General features: G+C 62.4%; 14 protein-coding genes. 2 read left to right on the forward strand and 12 right to left on the reverse strand.

Features of this window, described 5'->3' with window-relative positions:
* Window positions 1-47: 47 nt before the first annotated feature.
* The 5 genes from ACF8R3_RS20260 to pip form a co-directional block, all read right to left on the reverse strand.
* Window positions 48-848 (reverse strand): transporter substrate-binding domain-containing protein, encoded by an 801-nt coding sequence (locus ACF8R3_RS20260; protein ID WP_023533017.1) that lies wholly within the window; start codon window positions 846-848, stop codon window positions 48-50.
* Window positions 849-1,089: 241 nt separating this feature from the next.
* Window positions 1,090-3,663 carry a glucans biosynthesis glucosyltransferase MdoH gene (gene mdoH / locus ACF8R3_RS20265; protein WP_392516057.1) on the reverse strand — a complete coding sequence of 858 codons (2,574 nt, stop codon included), beginning with the start codon at window positions 3,661-3,663 and terminating at the stop codon, window positions 1,090-1,092.
* Entirely contained in the window at window positions 3,656-5,377 is a 1,722-nt protein-coding gene (locus tag ACF8R3_RS20270) for a glucan biosynthesis protein G (RefSeq protein ID WP_392516058.1), read from the reverse strand. The genes mdoH and ACF8R3_RS20270 overlap by 8 nt, the downstream gene beginning before the upstream one ends.
* Window positions 5,378-5,640: 263 nt before the next feature.
* On the reverse strand, window positions 5,641-6,078 hold the full coding sequence (gene dtd, locus ACF8R3_RS20275) for a D-aminoacyl-tRNA deacylase (RefSeq protein WP_058604273.1): 438 nt from the start codon (window positions 6,076-6,078) through the stop codon (window positions 5,641-5,643).
* The gene (gene pip, locus ACF8R3_RS20280) at window positions 6,075-7,046 is read right to left on the reverse strand and encodes a prolyl aminopeptidase (RefSeq protein ID WP_058604272.1); all 972 of its coding nucleotides are present in this window, start codon (window positions 7,044-7,046) and stop codon (window positions 6,075-6,077) included. Before pip ends, dtd begins: the two co-directional genes overlap by 4 nt.
* Window positions 7,047-7,227: 181 nt before the next feature.
* Between pip and ACF8R3_RS20285 the strand changes: the two genes are divergently transcribed.
* Window positions 7,228-12,750, forward strand: a complete 5,523-nt coding sequence (locus ACF8R3_RS20285) for a dermonecrotic toxin domain-containing protein (protein WP_392516059.1) — start codon at window positions 7,228-7,230, stop codon at window positions 12,748-12,750.
* A 48-nt stretch (window positions 12,751-12,798) separates the two neighbouring features.
* On the opposite strand, the gene hutG is transcribed toward ACF8R3_RS20285, so the two are convergent.
* From hutG to hutC, 7 genes are all read right to left on the reverse strand, one after another.
* The gene (gene hutG / locus ACF8R3_RS20290) at window positions 12,799-13,602 is read right to left on the reverse strand and encodes an N-formylglutamate deformylase (RefSeq protein ID WP_392516070.1); all 804 of its coding nucleotides are present in this window, start codon (window positions 13,600-13,602) and stop codon (window positions 12,799-12,801) included.
* Window positions 13,603-13,612: 10 nt separating this feature from the next.
* On the reverse strand, window positions 13,613-14,818 hold the full coding sequence (hutI, locus tag ACF8R3_RS20295) for an imidazolonepropionase (protein ID WP_392516060.1): 1,206 nt from the start codon (window positions 14,816-14,818) through the stop codon (window positions 13,613-13,615).
* Between the two features lie 15 nt (window positions 14,819-14,833).
* Entirely contained in the window at window positions 14,834-16,237 is a 1,404-nt protein-coding gene (locus ACF8R3_RS20300) for an amino acid permease (protein ID WP_058639863.1), read from the reverse strand.
* A gap of 67 nt (window positions 16,238-16,304) precedes the next feature.
* Entirely contained in the window at window positions 16,305-17,837 is a 1,533-nt protein-coding gene (gene hutH, locus ACF8R3_RS20305) for a histidine ammonia-lyase (protein WP_392516061.1), read from the reverse strand.
* A gap of 97 nt (window positions 17,838-17,934) precedes the next feature.
* The gene (gene hutU, locus ACF8R3_RS20310) at window positions 17,935-19,608 is read right to left on the reverse strand and encodes a urocanate hydratase (RefSeq protein WP_058639861.1); all 1,674 of its coding nucleotides are present in this window, start codon (window positions 19,606-19,608) and stop codon (window positions 17,935-17,937) included.
* Window positions 19,609-19,743: 135 nt separating this feature from the next.
* On the reverse strand, window positions 19,744-20,313 hold the full coding sequence (locus ACF8R3_RS20315; protein ID WP_392516062.1) for a HutD family protein: 570 nt from the start codon (window positions 20,311-20,313) through the stop codon (window positions 19,744-19,746).
* Complete coding sequence (hutC, locus tag ACF8R3_RS20320) at window positions 20,310-21,020, reverse strand: histidine utilization repressor (RefSeq protein WP_173645899.1); 711 nt, start codon at window positions 21,018-21,020, stop codon at window positions 20,310-20,312. Before hutC ends, ACF8R3_RS20315 begins: the two co-directional genes overlap by 4 nt.
* 143 nt (window positions 21,021-21,163) lie before the next feature.
* Between hutC and ACF8R3_RS20325 the strand changes: the two genes are divergently transcribed.
* Entirely contained in the window at window positions 21,164-22,528 is a 1,365-nt protein-coding gene (locus tag ACF8R3_RS20325; RefSeq protein ID WP_392516063.1) for a formimidoylglutamate deiminase, read from the forward strand.
* Window positions 22,529-22,621 lie beyond the last annotated feature (93 nt).

Consider the following 22,621-nt stretch of genomic DNA (forward strand, 5'->3'; position numbering starts at 1 on the left):
GGTCGGTCACTGGCTGCGGCCTGCAGCTTGCGGCCTGAAGGTGCCTTTTATTCCATGTCCTTGAGCCAGTCCTTGTTCTTGAACCACTTGTCGTGAATACGATCGTAGGTCCCGTCATGCTTGATCTGGTGCAGGAAGTTGTTGATGAAGTTGATGCTATCGTAGTCGCCTTTCTTCAGGCCGAAGGCCAGCGGCTCGTAGGTGAAGGGTTCTTCGAGGAACAGCAGCTTGCCCGCACCGGCCTTCTCGACGGCCACTACGTTATAAGGAGCGTCATAGACAAAGGCATCCGCCTTGCCGTTGACCACATCCATGACCGCTTCCTGCTCATTGTCATAGCCGTGGTACTTGGCTTTGCCGATCAGCTTCTTGGACACCATCTCGCCGGTGGTCCCCAGCTTGGAGGTCAGGCGATACTTCTCGTTGTTCAGGTCCTTGTACGACTTGATCTCGCCGGCCAGGTCCTTGCGGATCAGCAGGGTCTGGCCCACGACGATGAAGGGTTCGCTGAAGTTCAGGCGCAGGTTGCGCTCCTGGGTCAGGGTCATGCCGCTGCCGATCATGTCGAACTTGTCGGTCAGCAGGGCGGGAATGATGCCGTCATAAGCGGTGGATACCGCTTCGAACTTGACGCCCATTGACTTGGCCATGGCCTTGAGGATGTCGACCTCGAAGCCGATGATCTCGCCACGCTTGTTGGTCATCTGGAACGGCATGTAGGTCGGGTCCATGCCCACACGCAGCGTGCCACGCTTGACGGCCTCGTCAATGGCCCCGGCCTGGGCAGCGGACACCGCTACCAGAGCGGTCATGCCCACCAGCAGCCGCGAAAGGTATTTCTTGAACATCACCAAGTCCCCTGAAAGTAGAAGTAGCGCGTTTTCTTATTGGTACGGCCTTGCGGGCCGCCGTGAGCTATCGGAGAGGGATGCTAACGCATGGCGCGCTGGCGATATAGCATCGGGGGGGACTTTGTTGGCCTAAATCGGCCAGAAGGGCGAAAGCGTCGCGGGCCAACCCGCTCCGGTCTGACCTGCAAGCCTCGGCTGCAGGGCAGGTCAGAACGGGCTGGCCCGCGTATGGCGCAGGTCAAGAGCCTGCGAGCGCCGGTTGGCCTTCCTGTTCAGGATGCAGCGGCAACAACGGCGAATGCGGGTCGCTCTTGATCGAAGCGCGCCAGGCCTCGATCCATGCCGCGTGCTGCTGCGACCATACCTGGTCGTGCAGGCGGGTCAGCGCAACGGGATCGCTCAGCAATGCCAGGCGCGTGCCCAGGTCGAGCCCATGGGGGCCGACTTCCAGGGCTTTGGCGATGCGTTCGGCCCGCATGGCCTCGATGGGTGCTGCCTGACCGTGCCGGGCAGTGGCCATGGCGCACGCCAGGGCGTTCTGCCGCGGGTCCACCACAGCGCGCACAAAACCGTCGCGCAGGGCGTGCCAGCGGTTCTCGTGGGTGTACTGGTCCGTGGCCAGCAGCTCCTGCGGCGTGGCGTACTCCTCAGGAATCAGGAACAGCTTCTCGTCCTTGGCGGCCAGACCCAGGCGGGTACGGCTGGAAATGACCGAGACCGGGATGGACAGCATCAACGAGCCCACGATCGGCGTCAGCCACCACAGGAAGCTGGGGTTCAGCCAGGCTACCAGGCCTGCCCATGCCACGCCCAGCAAGGTTTGCGGACCATGGCGCTTGACCGCCTCGCTCCAGGGCGTGGAGTCATCGTCGCGCTGGGGAGAGTTCCAGGTGGCGGCCCAGCCCAGGAATGCGGCGAGCACGAAGCGGGTGTGGAAGATCATGCGCACCGGAGCCAGCAACATGGAGAACAGCATTTCCATGAGCATCGACAAGGTGACCTTGATCCGCCCACCGTACTCCACCGCGCCCTTGGCCCAGATCAGGATGACGCTGAGCAGTTTGGGCAGGAACAGCAGCACGATGGTGGTGGAGAACAACGCCACGGCTTTTTCCGGGTGCCATTGAGGCCACAGCGGGTACAGCTGGTACGGCTCGATGAAGTACTGGGGCTCCATCAAGGTGTTGGTCGCCAGCAACGCGGTCGACAGCACCAGGAACAGGAACCACAACGGCGCAGACAGGTAGGACATGACACCCGTCAGGAACACGGCACGGTGCACCGGGTGCATGCCCTTGACCAGGAACAGCCGGAAGTTCATCAGGTTGCCATGGCACCAGCGACGGTCGCGCTTGAGTTCGTCGAGCAGGTTGGGCGGCAGTTCTTCATAGCTGCCCGGCAAGTCATAGGCGATCCATACCCCCCAACCGGCACGGCGCATGAGCGCGGCTTCGACGAAATCGTGGGAGAGAATGGCCCCAGCGAACGCACCCTTGCCTGGCAATGGCGCCAATGCGCAGTGTTCGATGAACGGCTTCATGCGGATGATCGCATTGTGCCCCCAGTAGTGCGACTCGCCCAGCTGCCAGAAATGCAGGCCGGCCGTGAACAATGGGCCGTATACGCGCGTGGCGAACTGCTGCATGCGTGCATACAGGGTGTCCATACCCGACGCCTTGGGCCCGGTCTGGATGATGCCGGCATCAGGGTTGGCCTCCATCAGGCGCACCAGGCTGCTCAGGCATTCGCCGCTCATGACGCTGTCGGCGTCCAGCACCACCATGTACTTGTACTCGCTGCCCCAGCGGCGGCAGAAGTCGTCGAGGTTACCGCTTTTGCGCTTCACCCGACGCCGGCGACGGCGGTAGAAGATACGGCCGAACCCCTTGGTTTCACGGCACACGTCCAGCCATGCCTGTTGCTCGGCAACGGCAATGTCGGTGTCGTTGGTGTCGCTGAGCACAAAGAAGTCGAAGCGGTCCAGGTTACCGCTGGCTGCCACCGACTCGAACGTTGCACGCAGGCCTGCGAACACCCGCGGCACGTCTTCGTTGCAGATCGGCATGACCAGCGCGGTCCGTGCGTCTGGCGCGATGGGTTCGTTGCCGGCACTGCTGCCGGAAATCTTGTACTTGTCGCGCCCGGTCAGCAGCTCGAGGAAGCCCATCAGGGCTGTCCAGAAGCCGGCCGACACCCAGCAGAACAGAATCCCGAAGAGAATCAGGATGGACGTCTGCAAGGCGTACGGCCATACCTGCACCACCGTATCCCAGATCGGCTGGGCGAAGATTTCGTCCAGATCGACAAACGACCAGCCCTGGTAGGGCAGGATGCTCTTCATGTACCAGCCAGCGACCAAGGTCTGCCCGATCATCAGTGCCAACAGGATGTATCGGCGGATCGAACCGACAGTACGCCAGCGGGCCGCCGGCAACTCACGCTTGGGTGGCTGCGGTACGTTGTTACGCCCGGTCAGGCGCCGCCATGCTCGCACCAGCAGGTTGGTACGCCATGGTTCGGGCACGACCTTGGTACGCGTGATGGGCGGCGCGATCTTCAGGCACAGGCGCCCGTTACCGTCCACACCGAGCATTTCGGCCTCTTCCAGTTCGCCCGCAGTGCCGACCGTCAGGCGCGAGCCCACCGAGGCCTGCACGGCCTCGGCTGGGCTGGCGGGCGAGGTGGCCGCCAGGCGCTGGTGCAGTTCGCTGAACGATGTGCACGTGGCAAGTTCCGCGCGCTGCTCATCGCTCAGTGGAAGGTGGGCCAGGTATTCGCCAAGCGATACCGGCCTTGGGCTCGGATTACTCATCGGCAGGCAACTGATAGGTCCAGGTTTCGGTCAGCACCTTTTCGGTGGTGGCCGCAGCCCCGGCAGCGGGCGCCGCGTCGGCGGCAGGTTGTTCGGCCTTGACGGTCTTCTCGGCCTTGGCATGCTTGGCAGACGCCTTTTCCTGCTTGGCGTCCTTGTCAGGCGCTGGCGCCTCTACCGGCACATCACGTACCAGCGCTGCACGCATTTCAGTCGACTTGTTGGCCTCCTTGACCTTCAGGCGCAGGGTCAGGCGCCAGCCCTTGGTTTCAGGGTTGTAGCGCAGGTTATTCTCGACCACCTCACCGTTGTCGCCCACGCTGATCTGGCTGCGCACCGGGGTGTCTTCAGGCAAGGCGGCCAGGGCCGGGCCTGCGAAGTCGACCAGGAACGCCACGCTGCCATCAGGCTGGCGGATCAGGTTGGACTGCTTGACGTCACCGGTGGAGCGCAGGGTCTGCTTGACCCAGCCCAACTCAGGCGCCTGGAACTTGGGCTCGTCGATGGTCCAGTGCAGGCGGTAGGCGAACTCGGCCGCTTCGCCAGGCTCGGGCAGCTTTTCCGGGCTCCAGAAGGCAACGATGTTGTCGTTGGTTTCGTCGGCCGTCGGGATTTCCACCAGGTCGACGGTCCCCTTGCCCCAGTCGCCTTTGGGTTCGATCCAGGCACTTGGGCGCTTCTGGTAGTTATCGTCCAGGTCTTCATAGTCGCTGAAGGCGCGCTGGCGCTGCATCAGACCAAACCCGCGCGGGTTCTCGACGCTGAAGTTGCTGACCGACAGATGCTTGGGGTTGTTCAGCGGGCGCCACAGCCACTCGCCGTTGCCGGTATGGATGGACAAGCCTTCGGAATCGTGCAGCGCTGGGCGGTAGTTGAGGACCTTGGACGGCTGGTTCGGGCCGAACAGGTACATGCTGGTCAACGGCGCTACGCCAAGGCGGCTGACGTGATCGCGCAGGTACACGCGCGACTGCACGTCAACGACCGTGTCGTTGCCAGGACGCAGGGTGAGCTTGTAGGCACCGGTTGAGCGCGGCGAGTCCAGCAGCGCGTAGATCACTAAATGCTTGTCGGCCGGCTGCGGCTTCTCGACCCAGAACTCGGTGAACCGTGGGAATTCTTCGCCCGAGGGCAGCGCCGTGTCGATGGCCAAGCCACGGGCCGACAGGCCATAGACATGGCCCTTGCCAACGACGCGGAAATAGCTGGCGCCAAGCAGGGTCATGATTTCGTCCTGCTTGTCGGCCTTGTTGATCGGGTACAGCACGCGGAAGCCCGCATAGCCCAGGTTCTTGGTGGCATTGGCATCATGCGGCACGTCGCCGAACTCGAAGCGGCTCGGGTCGTACTTGATTTCCTGGACCTTGGTGGCGGTGACTTCGTTGATTTTCACCGGCGTATCGAAATGCATGCCCTGGTGGTAGAACGACAGCTTGAACGGCGTCTTGTCGTTGGCCCACTCGGCCTTTTCCTGCAGGAAATGGATCTTCTGGTAGTCCGCGAACTTCATGTCGCGGAAAACGGCCGGCAGGTTGCTTTTGGGCGCTTCGTACTTCTGGCCGGCCAGATCCTTTGCCTTGGCGGCAACATCGTCAAGATTGAATGCCCACAGCTGGCCCGCGCTCATCAGGCCAACGATTGCCATGCTGGCCATCAGCGCCTTGCGTAGCCTGACGCCGGGGATTCTTGATGCTTTTTGGGGACTAACAATCACGAGCAACCCTCGCCGAAAACAGATCATGAAACCAACGGCCAGCGACAAATGCCGGGTTGGCGAGCACTGTTCGGACCCCGTAAGGGCGTAATGATTCCCCAAACGGCTACGGACAATGCTCGAGTCAGAGTGAAACGGGCCTGCGAACGCAGGCCTCATGCAGCGCGCGATTATCCAGCAGGTCGCGTGACAACGCATCAGGCTGCAACAACTATTTATGGTATAGAACCGCTTATTCATTCAGGAAAGCGGCTTTTTTAACCTTAAATTTGTAACAGTAGTGTTACAGGGCCATCATTGACGAGGTGCACCTGCATATCGGCACCGAATTGACCGGTAGCAACGTCGGCATGGCGGCCTCTGGCTTGCGTCACCAGGTAGTCGAACAGCTCGGCCCCCAGGGCCGGGGGTGCCGCCGTGGAAAAGCTGGGTCGCATGCCGTTGCGGGTGTCGGCCGCCAGTGTGAATTGCGAGACCAGCAGCAGACCGCCACCCACCTCTTTCAACGACAGGTTCATCTTGCCCTGCTCATCGCTGAACACGCGGTAGTTCAACAACTTGTGCAGCAGCTTGTCGGCATGCTCGCGGGTGTCGTCCGGCTCCACGGCCACCAGTACCAGCAGGCCTTGCTCAACAGCGCCAATGACCTGGCCCTGCACTTCCACCCGCGCGTTGCGCACCCGTTGCAACAGGCCCTTCATGCTTCTTCCAGGGGCAAGTCGAGCAGGCGCCTGGCCATCTGGTCGGCTGCGCGCACCAGGGCATCGGTAATGCCCGGTTCGGAGGCGGCATGCCCGGCATCACGAATCACCTTCAATTCGCTGTTCGGCCACGCCTGGTGCAGCTCCCAAGCGTTGTCCAGTGGGCAGATCACATCGTAGCGCCCGTGCACGATCACCGCTGGCAGGTGGGCGATCCTGGGCAGATCGCGCACCAGCTGGTTCGGCTCGAGAAAGGCGTTGTTCATGAAGTAGTGGCATTCGATGCGGGCGATGGACAAGGCCCGTTGCGGCTCGGAGAAGCGATCCACCACCAGGGGGTTGGGCCGCAGCGTGGCCGTACGGCCCTCCCAGGTGGACCATGCCTTGGCCGCGTGCATCTGGGCAATCTGGTCAGAACCGGTCAGGCGCTTGTGGAACGCGCTGACCAAATCGCCGCGCTCCTCCGGTGGAATGGGCGCAATGTAGTCCTGCCAGTAGTCCGGGAACAGGCGGCTGGCACCTTCCTGGTAGAACCACTGTATCTCCTGAGGCCTGCACAGGAAGATCCCGCGCAGGATCAGGCCATGCACGCGTTCAGGGTGGGTCTGGGCGTAGGCCAGGGCGAGCGTGGAGCCCCATGAGCCGCCGAACAGTACCCACTTGTCGATGCCCAGGTGTTCACGGATGCGCTCCATGTCCTCCACCAGGTGCCAGGTGGTGTTGTTTTCCAGGCTGGCATGGGGAGTGGAGCGGCCGCAGCCGCGCTGGTCGAAGGTGATGATGCGGTACAGGGTGGGATCGAAATAGCACCGGCTCTGGGCATCGCAGCCTGCACCCGGGCCGCCATGAATGAAGAGCACCGGCAAACCTTCGGGTGAGCCGCTTTCATCGACGTACAGCACGTGTGGCGCTTCCACGGCCAGATCGTGCCGGGCGTAGGGTTTGATCTGCGGGTAGAGGGTCTGCATTGCGCACTCCGTGTGAAGGTTGTTCGGCCGTGAGCCATCATAAACCTGAATTGAGCGCAGAGCATGCTTGTACATCAACTCCATGCCTGGCCCGATACAGTTGCCAGGCAGACATATCTACCTCCTTTCTCCGTCCCCGGCCCTACAGAGTCCTTCACCCCATCGTGCTGAGGACTACGAAATGCCCACCCCAACCAGCGATACCCTACCCTTACAAGGTGTCCATTACTCCACCATCGCCAAGCGCATCCCCCAGTGGCTGAAAAAGAGCCCGGCCCAGACGCATCAAGCCTTGCGCAACTGGCGGCAGGCACCTGCCTGGCTGGCGTCAGCGATTACAGAGCAACCGGCCATCGCGCGTGCCTGGAGCATGGAACATGCTCAGCATCGTCAACACCAAGCGCAGGTCGCGGCGCTGTTCGAGCAGGTTGCAGACCTGAAGAGCTATGCTAGAAAGGCGTTGACCGAAGCCATCGCTGAACGCTTTGGTCTGCAGGTCGATGTCGACCGGAGCTACCTGGTGGACGCGCGCCTGATCAAGGAGCACAACGCCCTGGACGGGCGGCAGGCCGTGGAACGGGCGACCCGCTCACTGCTTCAGGCAGCCCTGCATAATTTCGAGGCATCGGCCGCCGTTGAGGGGGGCATGGATGCACCCGACGCGCTCTTGAAAAAATCGGTGATTCTCGACCACCGACGCTTCATGGGCACCGTGCCCATCACCAATGCGCTGGATATACCGGCAGAGGCCTTCGCCGACCTGTGTCGAACGCTGGACATTGGTAGGAAATATCACGACCTGATCCACGCGATCTATTACCCGGCCGCAACGGCCGACCGCAGTGCCGACGAGGTGGCCTTGGAGGTGTATCAAACACTGGGACGAACAGAGGGGTCGGCCTGGCGGCAGTCCCTGCATTACGCTCGCTTGAAGGGCGATATCAGCGAGACGTTCTACACCGCCGCGCTGGCAGTGCCGCTTGATCAAAAGCTGGACCCTTACGCCTCAGGGATCAGGTTCAGCGAGCTGCAACTCTGGGGTTGCGTACTGACGGGGGTAGTGGCCATCGACACGCAATCGACTACCGATAGCCGCGTTGCGCTGTACATTCCCGCCGACGAGCATACTCCTCTCAAGGAGTTCGCTGATACGCAGGCCATGCATGACGCGCTGCGGGATCGGCTTCAGGCCGACATGAGCTACCTGGACAAGCATGTGCCCGAGCGCGACAAGGCGATGGTTCGACAGCGCCTGCAAGCGCGTCTGATGCCGCTGGGCTGGAGTACTCGCGGCGTGTACGAGCCCGTACTCGATCCCAATGCCAGGCTCTATCCCGTTCAAACGCCTTTCAGTCACGCGTTTGAGGGGCTCATGGCTTTTCGCAAGGTGGAACGTCATGAACAGGACATTCTCTTTCACGCCGTTCCAACCGAGATCGTCGACCGGCGTGCGGCCCAGGCTCACCGCGAACTCATTGCCGAGCGCGCATTACTGGCACTGAACATCGCCGGCTTCTTCGTGCCTGGCCTCGGTGAGGCCATGCTACTGGTGGGTATCGTCCAGCTAGCCCATGAAGTGTATGAGGGCATCGAAGCCTGGGAAGCAGACGAGCGCGACACGGCTTACGACTATCTGGTCGATGTCGTCGAGAACGTAGCGGTCATGGCTGCGCTGGCAGCTGCTGGCCATGCGCTCAAGGGAACATCGGAAGCCTCCGAGGGCGACGAACCCATCGTCGAGGAACCCGACGACGAACCCGGTGACGCGCGCACTCCCGTAGAAACCCCGTCATTCATCGAGGAGCTGGAAGACGTGGGCATGCCTGATGGGCAGGTAAGTCTGTGGAAACCTGATCTCACGCCCTATCAAATCCAGGACCCACTGCCGCAGGCAGGGGTGCCCAATGAGCAGGGCCTGTTGGTGCATGAGGGTCAACAACGGCTGATACTGCAGGGCCGCCAGTATCGGGTCGTGTCAGACGCTGGCACCGGCCAATACCGGCTGCAACACCCACGCGGCGAGCATCGCTATCAGCCACCGCTGCGCCATAATGGCGCTGGCGCGTGGGTTCAGGTCACAGACCGCCCAGCTACCTGGACAGGTTCGACACTGTTGCAAAGAATGGGGCACCTGAGTGCCGACTTCGATGAGCCGACGCTGCGACGAATGCTAAAGATCAGTGACACGGACGAAGATGCCGTGCGCAGGGCGCTGGTGGAGAACGAGCGGTTGCCTGCGTTGCTACAAGACACGCTGCAGCGATTCAAGCTTGACCAGTCGATAAGCCAGCTGCCCACCACGGCAGACCGATCAACCGAATTTTCCAGAGCCTACAGCCGCATGACATCGGCCCAACTGCCCGATGCCGAACCGATCATGCGTGCATACCCCGGTCTTCCAGCCGCCATTGCCGACGAGCTGGTAAGCAGCGCCAATGCCAACGAACGAGGCGTGCTGGCAAGCGGTAGGGTGCCGCTGCGGCTGAGTGAGGAAATTCGTGTTTATCTGCAACAGGTCCGTCTGGCGCGGGCTTACGAGGGGTTGTTCCTGGTAGGGGCTCAAGGCTGGGACAGCGATCGACTGGTGCTGCACACCCTGCCCACACTCAGCAAATGGCCTGCCGAAACCAGACTACAAATCGTAAGGGGTGGGTCCTGGCCCACTCAAGCCGAGGCAGTCGGCCCCGAGCAAGGCAGCCCCCGCGTAACCATCATCCATGCCCATGCGGGGTACATCGTCCAGGATCAAGACGATCCATCTCGGCTGATAACGGCACATCCGGACCTCTTTACCGCGCTGCACGCGGCGCTGCCAGAGGTCATGGCAAAACTCGGCGCGGCTGACGCGCCGGCCCTGCAGCACCTGATGCAGGAAAGCCCGCTGCTGCCTCGCCCAGCCTTGCGCAAGGTTCTGGGCATGCGGCCGGTGCGCCCCGGCTATCGCTCACCCATGCGCCTTGCCGATGGTCGCCTGGGGTATCCGCTGAGCGGCGGTGGCCCGCAAGCCCATGCGGTCTCTCACTCACAACTCATTGCAGCGGTCGAGGCACTGGAGTTGGCGCAGCGTACCGGCCGCTCTGCCGATCAAGTGATCAATACGCTGGCCAGTGGCGGCCGCACCCACCTGCAGATTTTCGAGCACCTGCAACGCTTGGCCGAACAGCGCACCGAACTGCAAAGCAGGCTCGATGACTGGAGCGAGGCCATCTCGCCGCCGACCGACGAGGCAGCACGCAACTACGACGCATTGCGCGAGGCGATCGTGCAGTTCTGGTATGACACGGCGTTGGACGAAGGCGACCGGAGCTCGGCCGTGTTACGCCTGGCGCATATCTCTCTGGCTGATATTCCGCTGAACTTACCCGAGTTCTTCTACCAGCGAGTGAGCAGCCTGATCTTGTATGACCTGCCCTCAGGCGCGATGGCCAGTTGGGCGCAGAACGAGCGTTTGCTGCAACGCCTGCTCCGTCAGATGCCGCAACTCGAGGCATTGGAAATCGACCGTCCCTACACACCCCGGGCAACACCCTCGGCATTCATGTTCAGCATATCTATCATTCTGGAGAACCTGCCACAGTTGCAGCGCCTGGTACTGACCAACCAGAACATTGCCTTGTCCTCCAGCGACCTAGATATGCTGGCCGGCGCCCGCCAGCTGCGTCATCTAGACCTCTCCGGGAACCGCCTGGCGCAGAATAACCGTCCGAGCTTCCACGCGCTCACACTCAATTACCTCGGGCTCGACCGCATGCAGCTGTCGCAATGGCCAATGGGCATCGGCAGCGACGCCTTGAGCCGCATCGGTGAGCTGTCGCTGCGCGACAATAACCTGCTCACGCTGCCAACGTTCCTGCTGCACGAAGCCGAATCACTTCGCCTGCCGCCGGTCATCAATCTTGAAGGCAACCCTATAAACGAAATTCACGTGCAGCGTTTGCTTATGAACGAGCAACTGGACACTTCCGGCATTCGCGTGGACCAACCGCCGTCGCTTATCGAGGGAATCACGCGCCTGCGCAACGAGCGCTCGCAGGTACGAGAAGCGCTCGAAGGCTGGGCGCAGGCATCGAGTTCCAGCAACCCTTTGACACAAACCGCCCTGGCCGAGCGTCAGCGCATTGAAACGGCGATCAACGATTTCTGGACGCATCAGGAACAGGGCCATCGATACCTCAGGCTGCAACTGGAAGACGTGTCGATTGAGCACTTCCCCAGGCGCCTGCCGCCATTCTTTGGCGAGCGTGTTCGCGCCCTGGCCTTGACTCGCCTGCGGGGCACGACTGCGCAGCTCGATGAGTTGCTCAGTCGCTTTCCAGGTATCACGCGCTTGACCATAGACGGTCATCAAGCGCCGCAATCGACACTGCCTACCGCCTTGCTGCGCTTGCCAGCGCTGGAGTACCTGGAACTGCGCAACATGAACCTGGAAATCGACCAACCCATGTTCGAGATCTTTGGTCGCCTGCCCCACCTCACCTCACTGGACCTGTCGGGCAACCGGGTGGGCGCCATCAACCACGTCCCTGCTCACCTCGCGGCGAATCTGCAGTCCCTGGTGCTGAGCAACATGGACCTGCAGGGCTGGCCAAGCTGGTGCGATCAATTGCTGCCGCTCGAATTGCTGGACCTCAGCTCGAACAACATCACCGAACTGCCAGACCATATCCTGTCGAATCTGGATAACGCCATTCCGATTTCTTCCGTGTCCTTGCTCGACAACCCGCTGCCAGCTGCCACCATCCAGCGGGTCCGTACGTTTTCGGACAGCCACCACAGCTTCTCCTTCGCCCTGGACATTCCCAACGATCTACTGCTCACCGACGGTTCCAGTGATGGCTCCCTGGACCACCCGCATTTCCCGGTGGCCAGTGACGATACCCCCCGGATGGAGTCGTGGATGCTGGGAAATGCACTGCAAAATGAATCTTTGCAGGCATGCTGGGAGGCGCTTGCAGGCAGCGACTTGCTGCGCCTGGCAGGCCGTTTGCAAAACGCGGCCCCTTATGTGGAGCCTGCCACCCGGGGCAGCTTCTGCGAACGGGTGCGACTGATGCTGGTCGCGGCGGCGAGCAACCCGGCCGAGCGGCCATTGCTGGAAAGCATCGCTGTAGAGGCGCTGCCTGACGAGAGTGGCGCACAAACTTGCCATGACGGTGCGCTTCAGGCGTTCAACAACATCGAGTTGTACCTGATGCATCAACGTGTCGTGATTGATGCGGGGGATAGCCTGCAGCAGATGCGTCAAAGGCTGCTGCAGCTGTTCCGGGTAGAGGAACTCGAACGCCTTGCCCAGCACCGCGCGATACCGGGGGATCTGGTTTCGGTGCGCCTGGCCTACCGCCGCGAGCTGGCCAAGGAACTCGAGCTGCCCATCGCTGACCGTATGCGTTTCCGAAGTGCTGCCAACCTGGCAGCCGATGAGCTTTCGAGCGTTCTCGAACACGTGCGCAAGCGCGAACACAGCGAAGCCTTCATCGATTACCTGCTGTCCAACCAGGACTGGACCCAGCGCCTTCGCGGTGAATACGCCGAGCGGTTCGAGGAAATTGAGAACCGGTACCGCCAGCGGGTAATGGAACTGGCCAATACCAGCCATCCGCTGCAGGAAGAGGTGGTCTTGCAACAAGGCTTGCAAGTGGACCGGGAGCTCGAGGAGCAGGCACTGCTGCGCGAGCTCACGCTCAAGGAAGTCGCCAAAGGCTGACCATTGACCAGGCGGCGCGCACACCGCGCGCTGCCTGGCCGACTGGCTTCAGTTGCGATAATGCGCCTGGCCCCATGCCAGCAGCGCCTCCAGCAGCTGCTTGAGCACCGCCTGGGTTGGGCGTGCCAAGTCTTCACGGTAGGTAAAAGGTTCACGCTCTTGCATGTAGGTGCTTTGCGTAAGCTCCAGTTGGACGGCGTGAACGTGAGCGGCTGGGTCGCCGTAGTGACGGGTGATGTGCCCGCCCTTGAAGCGCCCATTGAGCACATGATCGTAACCTTGTGCCTGTTGGCAGACATGCGTCAGCCGCTGGGCCAGGCTCGGGTCGCAACTCGCATCGTTGAAGGTCCCGAGGTTGAAGTCCGGCAGCTTGCCGTCGAACAGCCGAGGAATGTGCGAGCGGATGGAGTGGGCGTCCCAGAGTAAGGCATAGCCAAACGTCTCACGCAAGCGTGTCAGCTCATGCCTGATTGCCCTGTGATAAGGGTGCCAGATGTGCTCAAGGGAGTGCTTGCGCTCTGCCGGGCTTGGCGCCAGCCCCTCCTTGAACAAAGGTTCACCCTCAAAGAGGGTGTCCGGATAGAGCCCGGTGGTGGCCCCTGCATACAGCGGCTTATCGTCCTCCGGGCGGTTGAGGTCGATGACGAAACGCGAATACTCGGCCGTCAGTACGCTGGCGCCCAGCGCCTGGGCGAAATCGTACAGACGGGGAATATGCCAGTCCGTATCGGGCAGGCTGCGCGCCTGGTCGACCAAGCCATCGGCCACTGCCGGGGTCAGCTTCAGGCCCGCATGGGGAATGCTGATCAACAGCGGCAATTGACCCTGGTGAAAGCTCAGTACCTTGTCCATCTCGCCTCGCTCAGATATCACGTTCATGGCCGCCGCGCACCACGCGCTTAGGCAGGTCGCCGCCAAGCCAATAGGCCAGGTCGGCAGGGCGTTCTATTTGCCAGGCAACGAAGTCCGCGGCCTTGCCCGTTTCAAGGGTGCCATGGCTGCTTCCCATGCCCAGCGCGTGCGCCGCATGGGTGGTGACACCGGCAAGGGCTTCTTCAGGCGTCATGCGCATCAGGGTGCAGCCCATGTTCAGCATTAGCCGCAGCGACAGGCCCGGCGAAGTGCCCGGGTTCAGGTCGCTGGCCAGGGCGACTTTCACGCCGTGCCGGCGCAGGGCGTCCATTGGCGGAAGCTGGGTTTCGCGCAGAAAGTAGAACGCGCCGGGCAACAAGACGGCCACGGTGCCAGCCGCTGCCATGGCCATGGCATCTTCTTCTGTCATGAATTCCAGGTGATCGGCCGACAGTGCCTGATAGCGGGCAGCCAGGCTGGAGCCGTGCAAGGAGGACAATTGTTCGGCGTGCAGCTTGACCGGCAAACCCAACTGCTGCGCCTTGATGAACAAGCGTTCAACCTGTGCGGGTGAGAAGGCCAGGTGTTCGCAGAAGGCATCCACCGCATCCACCAGCCCTTCTGCTGCCAATGCCGGGAGCATGTCATTGCAGATGTGGGCAATGTAGTCGTCGCTGCGTTCGGCGTATTCCGGCGGTAAGGCGTGGGCTGCCAGACACGTGGCCCGAACCGTGATACCCAGCTCGTCACCCAGACGTCGGGCTACACGCAGCATCTTGCGCTCGTTGGCCAGGTCCAGGCCGTAACCGGACTTGATCTCCAGGGTGGTCACGCCATCGCGCATCAACGCCTGGACGCGCTGCTGGGCGCTGGCGAACAGCATGTCTTCACTGGCGGCGCGGGTGGCCATCACGGTACTGGCAATACCCCCGCCCTGCGCGGCGATCTCGGCATAGCTCACACCTTGCAGCCGCTGCTCGAACTCGCCGCTGCGGTTGCCGCCGAATACCGCGTGCGTGTGGCAATCGATCAGCCCGGGGGTTACCCAGGCGCCACCCAGGTCCACCGTCTGCTCGGTGCCTTCGACTGCCCAGTCGGCACGTGGGCCGATCCACAAGATCCGCCCACCACCGGTCACGATGGCGGCGTCTTCGATGATCGAATAACGGCCTTCGGCCATGGTTGCCACATGGCAGTGCTGCCAGAGGGTTTTCATGCAGGTTCTCCTTTGCTAGCGATGCAGCTCGGCGGCTTCGGCCACTGGCGCGCCCTGTCCTGTCCGCGGCTTGCACCACAGCAGGTAGGACGCCACCAGAAAGACCAGCCAGACCATGCCGACCAGCAACGCCGCCTGGGTGTCGGGGAAATAGCCAAGCACACCGAAGACAAAGACCATGAAGGCAATGGCCAACGCCGGCCCCCAGGGCCAGAACGGTACCGGAAACTTGAGCTCGGCCATCTGCTCGCGGCTCATGCTGCGCCGCATCGCCACTTGAGTGATGAGGATCATCAGCCAGACCCAGACGGTGGCGAAGGTGGCGATCGAGGCGATCAGCAGAAACACGTTTTCGGGGATCAGGTAATTGAGCAGTACGCCAACCAGCAGCGCTGCCCCCATGACCAGTACCGTCATCCACGGCACGCCATGCCTGGACAGCCGGCTAAAACCCTTGGGGGCATGCCCCTGCTGGGCCAGACCATACATCATGCGGCCCGCACCGAAGATATCGCTGTTGATGGCCGAAACGGCCGCGGAGATCACCACCACGTTCAGCACCGCAGCCGCAGAGCCGATCCCCAGGTTACTGAAGATCTGCACGAAGGGGCTGCCCTGGCTGCCAATCTGCGGCCAGGGGTACAGACACATCAGCACGAACAGGGTGAGTACATAGAACAGCAGGATGCGCAGGGGCACGGCGTTGATCGCCTTGGGAATCACCCGTTGCGGATCCTTGGCCTCGCCTGCGGTCACCCCGATGATCTCGATGCCGCCGAAGGCGAACATCACCACTGCGAACGAGGCGATCAGCCCGGCGACACCGTTAGGCATGAAACCACCATGGTCGAACAGGTTGCCCAGGCCCACGGCCTGCCCGCTGCCCACCTGGCTGAAGCCGAACGCCATGATGCCCAGGCCCGCCAGGATCATGGCCACGATCGCCCCCACCTTGAGCAAGGACAGCCAGAATTCCAGCTCGCCGAACACCTTGACGTTGCACAGGTTGAGCGCGCCGATGAACAAGACGATGCCCAGCACCCATGTCCAGCGGGCGACCTCCGGGAACCAGAAGCCCATGTAGATACCGAACGCCGTCACGTCGGCAATGGCGACGATGACCATCTCGAACGCGTAGGTCCAGCCGAGGATGAAGCCGGCCATGGGGCCCAGGTAGGTGCTGGCATAGTGACCGAACGACCCGGCTACGGGGTTGTGTACGGCCATCTCGCCCAATGCCCGCATGACCATGAATACCGCTGCGCCGCCAATCAGGTAAGCCAGCAATACCGCCGGGCCGGCCATCTGGATGGCCGAGGCCGAGCCATAGAACAGGCCGGTACCGATAGCCGAGCCGAGGGCCATGAAACGAATGTGGCGGGCAGTCAGCCCGCGCTTTAGACCTTGTGCAGGTTGCATGTCACGTCCTTGAATTGTTTTTGTGGTCGTGAGATCCGGGGGCCGCCACCAAAGGCCCCCAAGGGCATTACAGACTCGGGAGCACGCCCGCTGGCAACAGCGCGGTCAGGCTGCCTTCGGCCAGCAGGTGCACGGCCTTTTCGATGTCCGGTGCAAAGAACCGGTCGCGGTCGTAGTGCGGCACTTCACGGCGCAACGCCTGGCGTGCTTGTTCAAGCTTGGCGGAGGTCTTGAGCCCCTTGCGCAGATCCAGGCCCTGGCAGGCGCCCAACCATTCGATCGCCAGCACGCCCCGGGTATTTTCGGCCATTTCCCATAGACGTTTGCCGGCAGCCGGAGCCATTGACACATGGTCCTCCTGGTTGGCGGAGGTCGGCAGACTGTCGACGCTGTGGGGGTGCGACAGGGCCTTGTTCTCGCTGGCCAGGGCAGCGGCGGTGACCTGGGCGATCATGAAGCCCGAGTTGACCCCACCGTTCTCCACCAGGAAAGGCGGCAGCTGGGACATGTGCTTGTCCATCATCAGCGAGATGCGGCGCTCGCTCAACGACCCTATCTCGGCGATGGCCAAGGCGATGTTGTCGGCGGCCATCGCCACCGGCTCGGCATGGAAATTACCCCCTGAAACCACGTCGCCTTCGGCGGCGAACACCAAAGGGTTGTCCGACACAGCATTGGCCTCGACGCCGAGCACCTCGGCAGCCTGGCGCAGTTGGGTGAGGCAGGCGCCCATCACTTGTGGTTGGCAGCGCAGCGAGTAAGGATCCTGGACCTTGTCGCAGTTCTGGTGCGAGAGCGATACCTCGCTGGTGTCCCCCAGCAGGTCCCGGAAGCAGGCAGCGGTGTCGATCTGCCCGCGCTGGCCGCGCACTTCATGGATACGGGCATCGAAGGGCGAGCGCGAACCAAGGGCGGCTTCCACGCTGAGCGCGCCGCAGGTGACCGCGGCGGCGAACAGGTCCTCGCCATGGAACAGCCCGCGCAGGGCATAGGCCGTGGAGGCCTGGGTGCCATTGAGCAGGGCGAGCCCCTCTTTGGCGGCCAGGGTCAACGGCTCAAGGCCGGCGAGGGCCAGGGCCTCGGTAGCCGCAAGCCACTGGCCCTTGTAGCGCGCCTTGCCCTCCCCCAGCAGTACCAGGGACATGTGGGCCAGTGGCGCGAGGTCACCAGAGGCGCCGACCGAGCCTTTGAGCGGAATGTGGGGATAGACCTCTGCGTTGACCAGCGCGATCAGCACGTCGATGACCTTGCGGCGAATACCGGAAAAGCCGCGACTCAGGCTGTTGATCTTAAGCACCATGATCAATCGGACCAAAGCGTCATCGAGGGGCGCGCCGATCCCGGCGGCATGGGACAGCACCAGCGAACGCTGCAGGTTTTCCAGGTCGTGGCTGGCGATGCGGGTCGATGCCAGCAGCCCGAAACCTGTGTTGATGCCATAGGCGGTACGGTCCTGCGCGATGATCTGTTCGACGCAGGCCACGCTGGCATCGATGGCCGGGCCGGCGCTGGCGTCGAGCTGAAGCCGTACTGGGCCTGCATGCACAGTGCGCAGTTGCGCCAGGGTCAGGCAGCCGGGCTTGAGGGTAAGTTCGGTCACGTTGCTACTCCAGTTCGCGAGGCATGGCAGGCAGCACCAGCCCGCCTCTTCTTGTTGTTGAGTATCACCTTGTGGGGGGCATTGCAGAGAACAGTGATCAGCCGGTGATCATCGGCAGGTCCAGCCCCTGCGCTTGCGCGCACTCAATGGCGATAGCGTAACCGGCATCGGCGTGACGCATGACACCGGTGCCTGGATCGTTGGCCAGCACGCGAGCAATACGGGCCGCTGCCTCGTCGCTGCCATCACAGACGATGACCATCCCCGAATGCTGGGAGAAGCCCATGCCGACACCGCCGCCATGGTGCAGCGACACCCAGGTGGCACCGCTGGCGGTATTGAGCAGGGCATTGAGCAATGGCCAATCGGAGACCGCGTCGGAGCCATCGCGCATGGCCTCGGTTTCTCGGTTGGGGCTGGCTACCGAACCCGAATCGAGGTGGTCGCGTCCGATCACGATCGGTGCCGACAGCTCACCACTGCGCACCATTTCGTTGAACGCCAGGCCCAGCTTGGCCCGCAGCCCCAGCCCTACCCAGCAGATGCGGGCCGGCAAGCCCTGGAAGCTGATGCGCTCGCGGGCCATGTCCAGCCAGCGGTGCAGGTGGGCGTCATCGGGGATCAGTTCCTTGACCTTGGCATCGGTCTTGTAGATGTCGTCGGCATCGCCCGACAACGCTGCCCAGCGGAAGGGGCCGATACCGCGGCAGAACAGCGGGCGAATGTAAGCCGGCACGAAACCTGGGAAATCGAACGCGTTGGCCACACCCTCTTCCTTGGCCATCTGGCGGATGTTGTTGCCGTAGTCGAAAGTGGGGACGCCCTGCTGCTGAAAATCGAGCATGGCCTGCACATGCACGGCCATCGATTGCTTGGCCGCCTTGACCACGGCTACCGGGTCGGTCTGGGCGCGGTCGCGGTACTGCTCCCAGGTCCAGCCGGCAGGCAGGTAGCCGTTGAGCGGGTCATGCGCGCTGGTCTGGTCGGTGACCATGTCTGGCCGCACCCCGCGCCTGACCAACTCAGGCAGCACTTCGGCCGCGTTGCCATGCAAGGCAATGGAAATGGCCTTGCCTTCGGCGGTGTAGCGGGCGATGCGCGCCAGGGCGTCGTCCAGGTCCGTGGCCTGCTCATCGACATAGCGGGTCTGCAGGCGGAAATCGATACGGCTTTGCTGGCACTCGATATTCAGCGAGCAAGCCCCGGCCAGGGTCGCGGCCAATGGCTGGGCCCCACCCATGCCGCCCAAGCCTGCGGTCAGCACCCACTTGCCCTTCAGGCTGCCGCCATAGTGCTGGCGACCCGCCTCCACGAAGGTTTCGTAAGTGCCTTGCACGATGCCCTGGCTACCGATGTAGATCCAGCTGCCCGCGGTCATCTGGCCGTACATGGCCAGGCCCTTGGCGTCGAGTTCGTTGAAGTGCTCCCAGCTGGCCCAGTGAGGGACCAGGTTCGAGTTGGCAATCAGCACGCGTGGGGCGTTGCTGTGGGTCTTGAACACGCCGACCGGCTTGCCGGACTGGACCAGCAAGGTTTCGTCGTCTTCCAGACGGGTCAGGGTTTCGACGATCTTGTCGTAGCAGTCCCAGTTGCGCGCGGCCCGGCCGATGCCACCGTACACCACCAGCTCCTTGGGGTTTTCGGCGACCTGCGGGTCGAGGTTGTTCATCAACATGCGCAGTGGCGCTTCAGTCAGCCAGCTTTTGGCAGTGAGCGTATTGCCACGCGGGGCACGGATTTCAACGTCACGGTATTTGTTGTTGTCGGTCACGGGAATGTCCTTTGCGGTCGGCTGCAGCAGATATGTCGTGGAGCAATACAAACACATCTTTACTTGTATGTACAAGCATGGACAAGTGAAATTCTCAAACCGTGTCGCTGCAAGCGATGCCAGCCCAGGGTCAGCTCAACGGGGATCGAGTTCGATCAGGCAGCACCGCCCCTGTACGTCCAACGCCAGCAACGCTTCGTTGCCTTCCAGTTGCAGGCAGTCATGCTGCTCCAATTGCAGGGCCTGTTGCCCCGCCTTAACGTCTACCGCTTGGCTGCCGGCAAACAACAGCACGGTCGAAGCCGAGGTGTGCACACGATTGAAACCTTCCAGCCATTGCAAGCGTGCCCGATAGCGCTGCGGTGCATAGATGAGGTTGAAATCACGAATCGGCCCGCCGATCAGTTGGCAATCGACCTCGCTTGCCCCGTCGAATGCAAACCCGTCGAAGGGCAGCAACGGCCGGCTGAGTTGGCCGTCTACCAACAGATGCATGCCATCGCCCTGCAGCACGGTGATGATCCGCTGGTAGCCGTCGAAGCTCGAAAAAGCACCCGACGCCTGGATATCGGCAATCGACAGTCGCCAGCCAAAACCGTCCAGGCCCTGGCCTTGGTCACGGGCGATTTCCTCGGTGAAGCCGCCGCCGTTCTTCCAAGCCATGCGCGGGTAGCCCCGCGCCTGCAATACATGCACTCGGCTCATTTGCCAAAACGTCCTTCCAGGCGGTGGCGCGATCCGGGGTGAATCAGCCGCGCGGCCGTGACCGGCTGGCGCCCGGACCAGGTACGGCGGCGGATGAGCAGGCATGGCTCGCCGCGTTCGATTTGCAGGAGTTGGCACTCCTCGGGCTCTGCCAGGATCGCCTCGACCACATGCTCACCCTCTGTCAGTGGGGCTACCTGGGACAGATAGGCATAAGGCGTTTGACGGGTGAAGTCCTGCAGCAGATATTCGGGCGCCACGGCCGCGTTGACGTAGCGATCCTCGATCTGCACCGGGGTATCGTTCTCGAAATGCACGATCAGCGAATGAAATACCCGCTGGCCTTCGCGCATGTTCAAGGCCAGCGCTCGCTCGGAACCTGCCGCTTCCTCGGCAAGCACCACGACCTGACAACTATGCCGATGCCCACGCGCGGCGATTTCATCGGCGATGTTGTTTACTTCGAACAGCGCAGAGCGGCCTTTGGGTTCGGCTACGAAGGTGCCGACACCTTGCATGCGCACCAACAGCCCTTCGGCTGTGAGCTCGCGCAGGGCACGATTGATGGTCATGCGGCTGAAGCCCAGTTGGCTGACCAGCTCGCTTTCAGATGGCACACGGTGATGCGGCGGCCAGCTACCGTCATCAATGTGCTGCTTGATCATCTGTTTGACCCGCGCGTACAGCGGCGCCGGGCCCTCGCCCATGGGGGCAACCAGCGCGTTGACAGGAGGTGTCGGCACGGCCAGGAATCCTTGTGCATAAGAAATGAGCATTAGCTTGCCGGAGTTTACCCGGCAGGCAAACGCCTGTATATGTATATACAACCTAACAAAAACAGGAGCCTGTAATGCCCGCCTATTTTGCCCAACGTGCCTTGTTGCCCTCAGGGTGGGCCCGCGATGTGCGCTTCGACGTCGGCGTGGACGGGTACCTGACGCGGGTTGAAGCCGACGCTTGCGCCGACGGCGCAGAGCATCTGGCGGGCCCCGTACTGCCCGGTATGCCGAATGTGCATTCCCATGCGTTCCAGCGCGCCATGGCCGGGCTTGCCGAAGTCGCCGGCGACCCCAGTGACAGCTTCTGGACCTGGCGCGACCTCATGTACCGCCTGGTCGGGCAGATCACAGCTGAGCAGTTGCAGGTCATCGCCCGCCAGCTCTACATCGAGATGCTCAAAGCGGGCTATACCGCGGTGGCGGAGTTCCATTACGTGCACCACGACCAGGCAGGTAATGCGTATGCAGACCCGACCGAGTTGTCTCGCCGGATCAGCGCAGCGGCCGCGCAGAGCGGTATCGGCCTGACCCTGCTGCCGGTGCTTTATAGCCATGCAGGCTTCGGCGGCCAGACGCCAAGCGCTGGCCAACGCCGGTTCATCCAGTCCACCGACCACTACCTGCAACTGCAGGCGCGACTGGCGCCGCTGGTGGCCGCGCAACCGGCGCAGAGGCTGGGCTTGTGCTTTCACTCGCTGCGGGCTGTGACGCCTGGGCAAATCGCCGAGGTGTTGGCAGCCAGTGACGATCAATGCCCGGTGCACATTCATATTGCCGAGCAGCAACGGGAAGTCGATGACTGCCTGGCCTGGAGCGGTCTGCGGCCCTTGCAATGGCTGTATGAACACGTGGCCGTGGATGAGCGCTGGTGCCTGGTACACGCCACCCACGCCCAGCCCGACGAAGTGACAGCCATGGCCCGCAGCGGCGCCGTGGCGGGATTGTGCCTGACGACCGAAGCCAACCTGGGCGACGGCATTTTCCCGGCTGCGGATTACCTTGCGCAGGGCGGGCGCCTGGGGATTGGTTCGGACAGCCATGTCTCGCTAAGCGTGGTCGAAGAGCTGCGCTGGCTGGAATACGGCCAACGCCTGCGCGACCAAAGGCGCAACCGCTTGCATCGCCACGATCAACCCATGGTCGGGCGCACCTTGCTTGACGCTGCGTGGGCAGGGGGTGCACAGGCGCTGGGCCAGCCCATTGGCGAACTGGCTGTAGGCAAGCGCGCCGACTGGCTGGTGCTTGATGATCAGGACCCCTACATCGCCACAACCGATGGCGACGGCATTCTCAATCGGTGGCTGTTTGCCGGCGGCGATCGGCAGGTGCGCGACGTGATGGTCAATGGACAGTGGGTGGTACGCCAAGGCCATCATCTGCAAGAGGAGCAAAGCCGGGTGGCATTCGCTCAGGTGCTGCGGCAGCTTTTGGGATGAAGGGATCGAGGCCGCGTAGTGGCGACCGCGATTCAAGCTGAGGCAGTACAGGAGAACCCGGTAGGCTTGACGTTCCTTTCAGCCCACCACGCC

The sequence above is a fragment of the Pseudomonas sp. FYR_7 genome (assembly GCF_043106155.1).
In the GTDB taxonomy this organism is placed as follows: domain Bacteria; phylum Pseudomonadota; class Gammaproteobacteria; order Pseudomonadales; family Pseudomonadaceae; genus Aquipseudomonas; species Aquipseudomonas parafulva_B.

Coding starts and splice junctions, on each gene's coding strand:
- ACF8R3_RS20260 (WP_023533017.1), bottom strand. CDS start 848: ATGTTCAAGAAATACCTTTCGCGGCTGCTGGTGGGCATGACCGCTCTG.
- mdoH (WP_392516057.1), bottom strand. CDS start 3,663: ATGAGTAATCCGAGCCCAAGGCCGGTATCGCTTGGCGAATACCTGGCC.
- dtd (WP_058604273.1), bottom strand. CDS start 6,078: ATGAAGGGCCTGTTGCAACGGGTGCGCAACGCGCGGGTGGAAGTGCAG.
- pip (WP_058604272.1), bottom strand. CDS start 7,046: ATGCAGACCCTCTACCCGCAGATCAAACCCTACGCCCGGCACGATCTG.
- ACF8R3_RS20285 (WP_392516059.1), top strand. CDS start 7,228: ATGCCCACCCCAACCAGCGATACCCTACCCTTACAAGGTGTCCATTAC.
- hutG (WP_392516070.1), bottom strand. CDS start 13,602: ATGGACAAGGTACTGAGCTTTCACCAGGGTCAATTGCCGCTGTTGATC.
- hutI (WP_392516060.1), bottom strand. CDS start 14,818: ATGAAAACCCTCTGGCAGCACTGCCATGTGGCAACCATGGCCGAAGGC.
- ACF8R3_RS20300 (WP_058639863.1), bottom strand. CDS start 16,237: ATGCAACCTGCACAAGGTCTAAAGCGCGGGCTGACTGCCCGCCACATT.
- ACF8R3_RS20315 (WP_392516062.1), bottom strand. CDS start 20,313: ATGAGCCGAGTGCATGTATTGCAGGCGCGGGGCTACCCGCGCATGGCT.
- hutC (WP_173645899.1), bottom strand. CDS start 21,020: ATGGGCGAGGGCCCGGCGCCGCTGTACGCGCGGGTCAAACAGATGATC.
- ACF8R3_RS20325 (WP_392516063.1), top strand. CDS start 21,164: ATGCCCGCCTATTTTGCCCAACGTGCCTTGTTGCCCTCAGGGTGGGCC.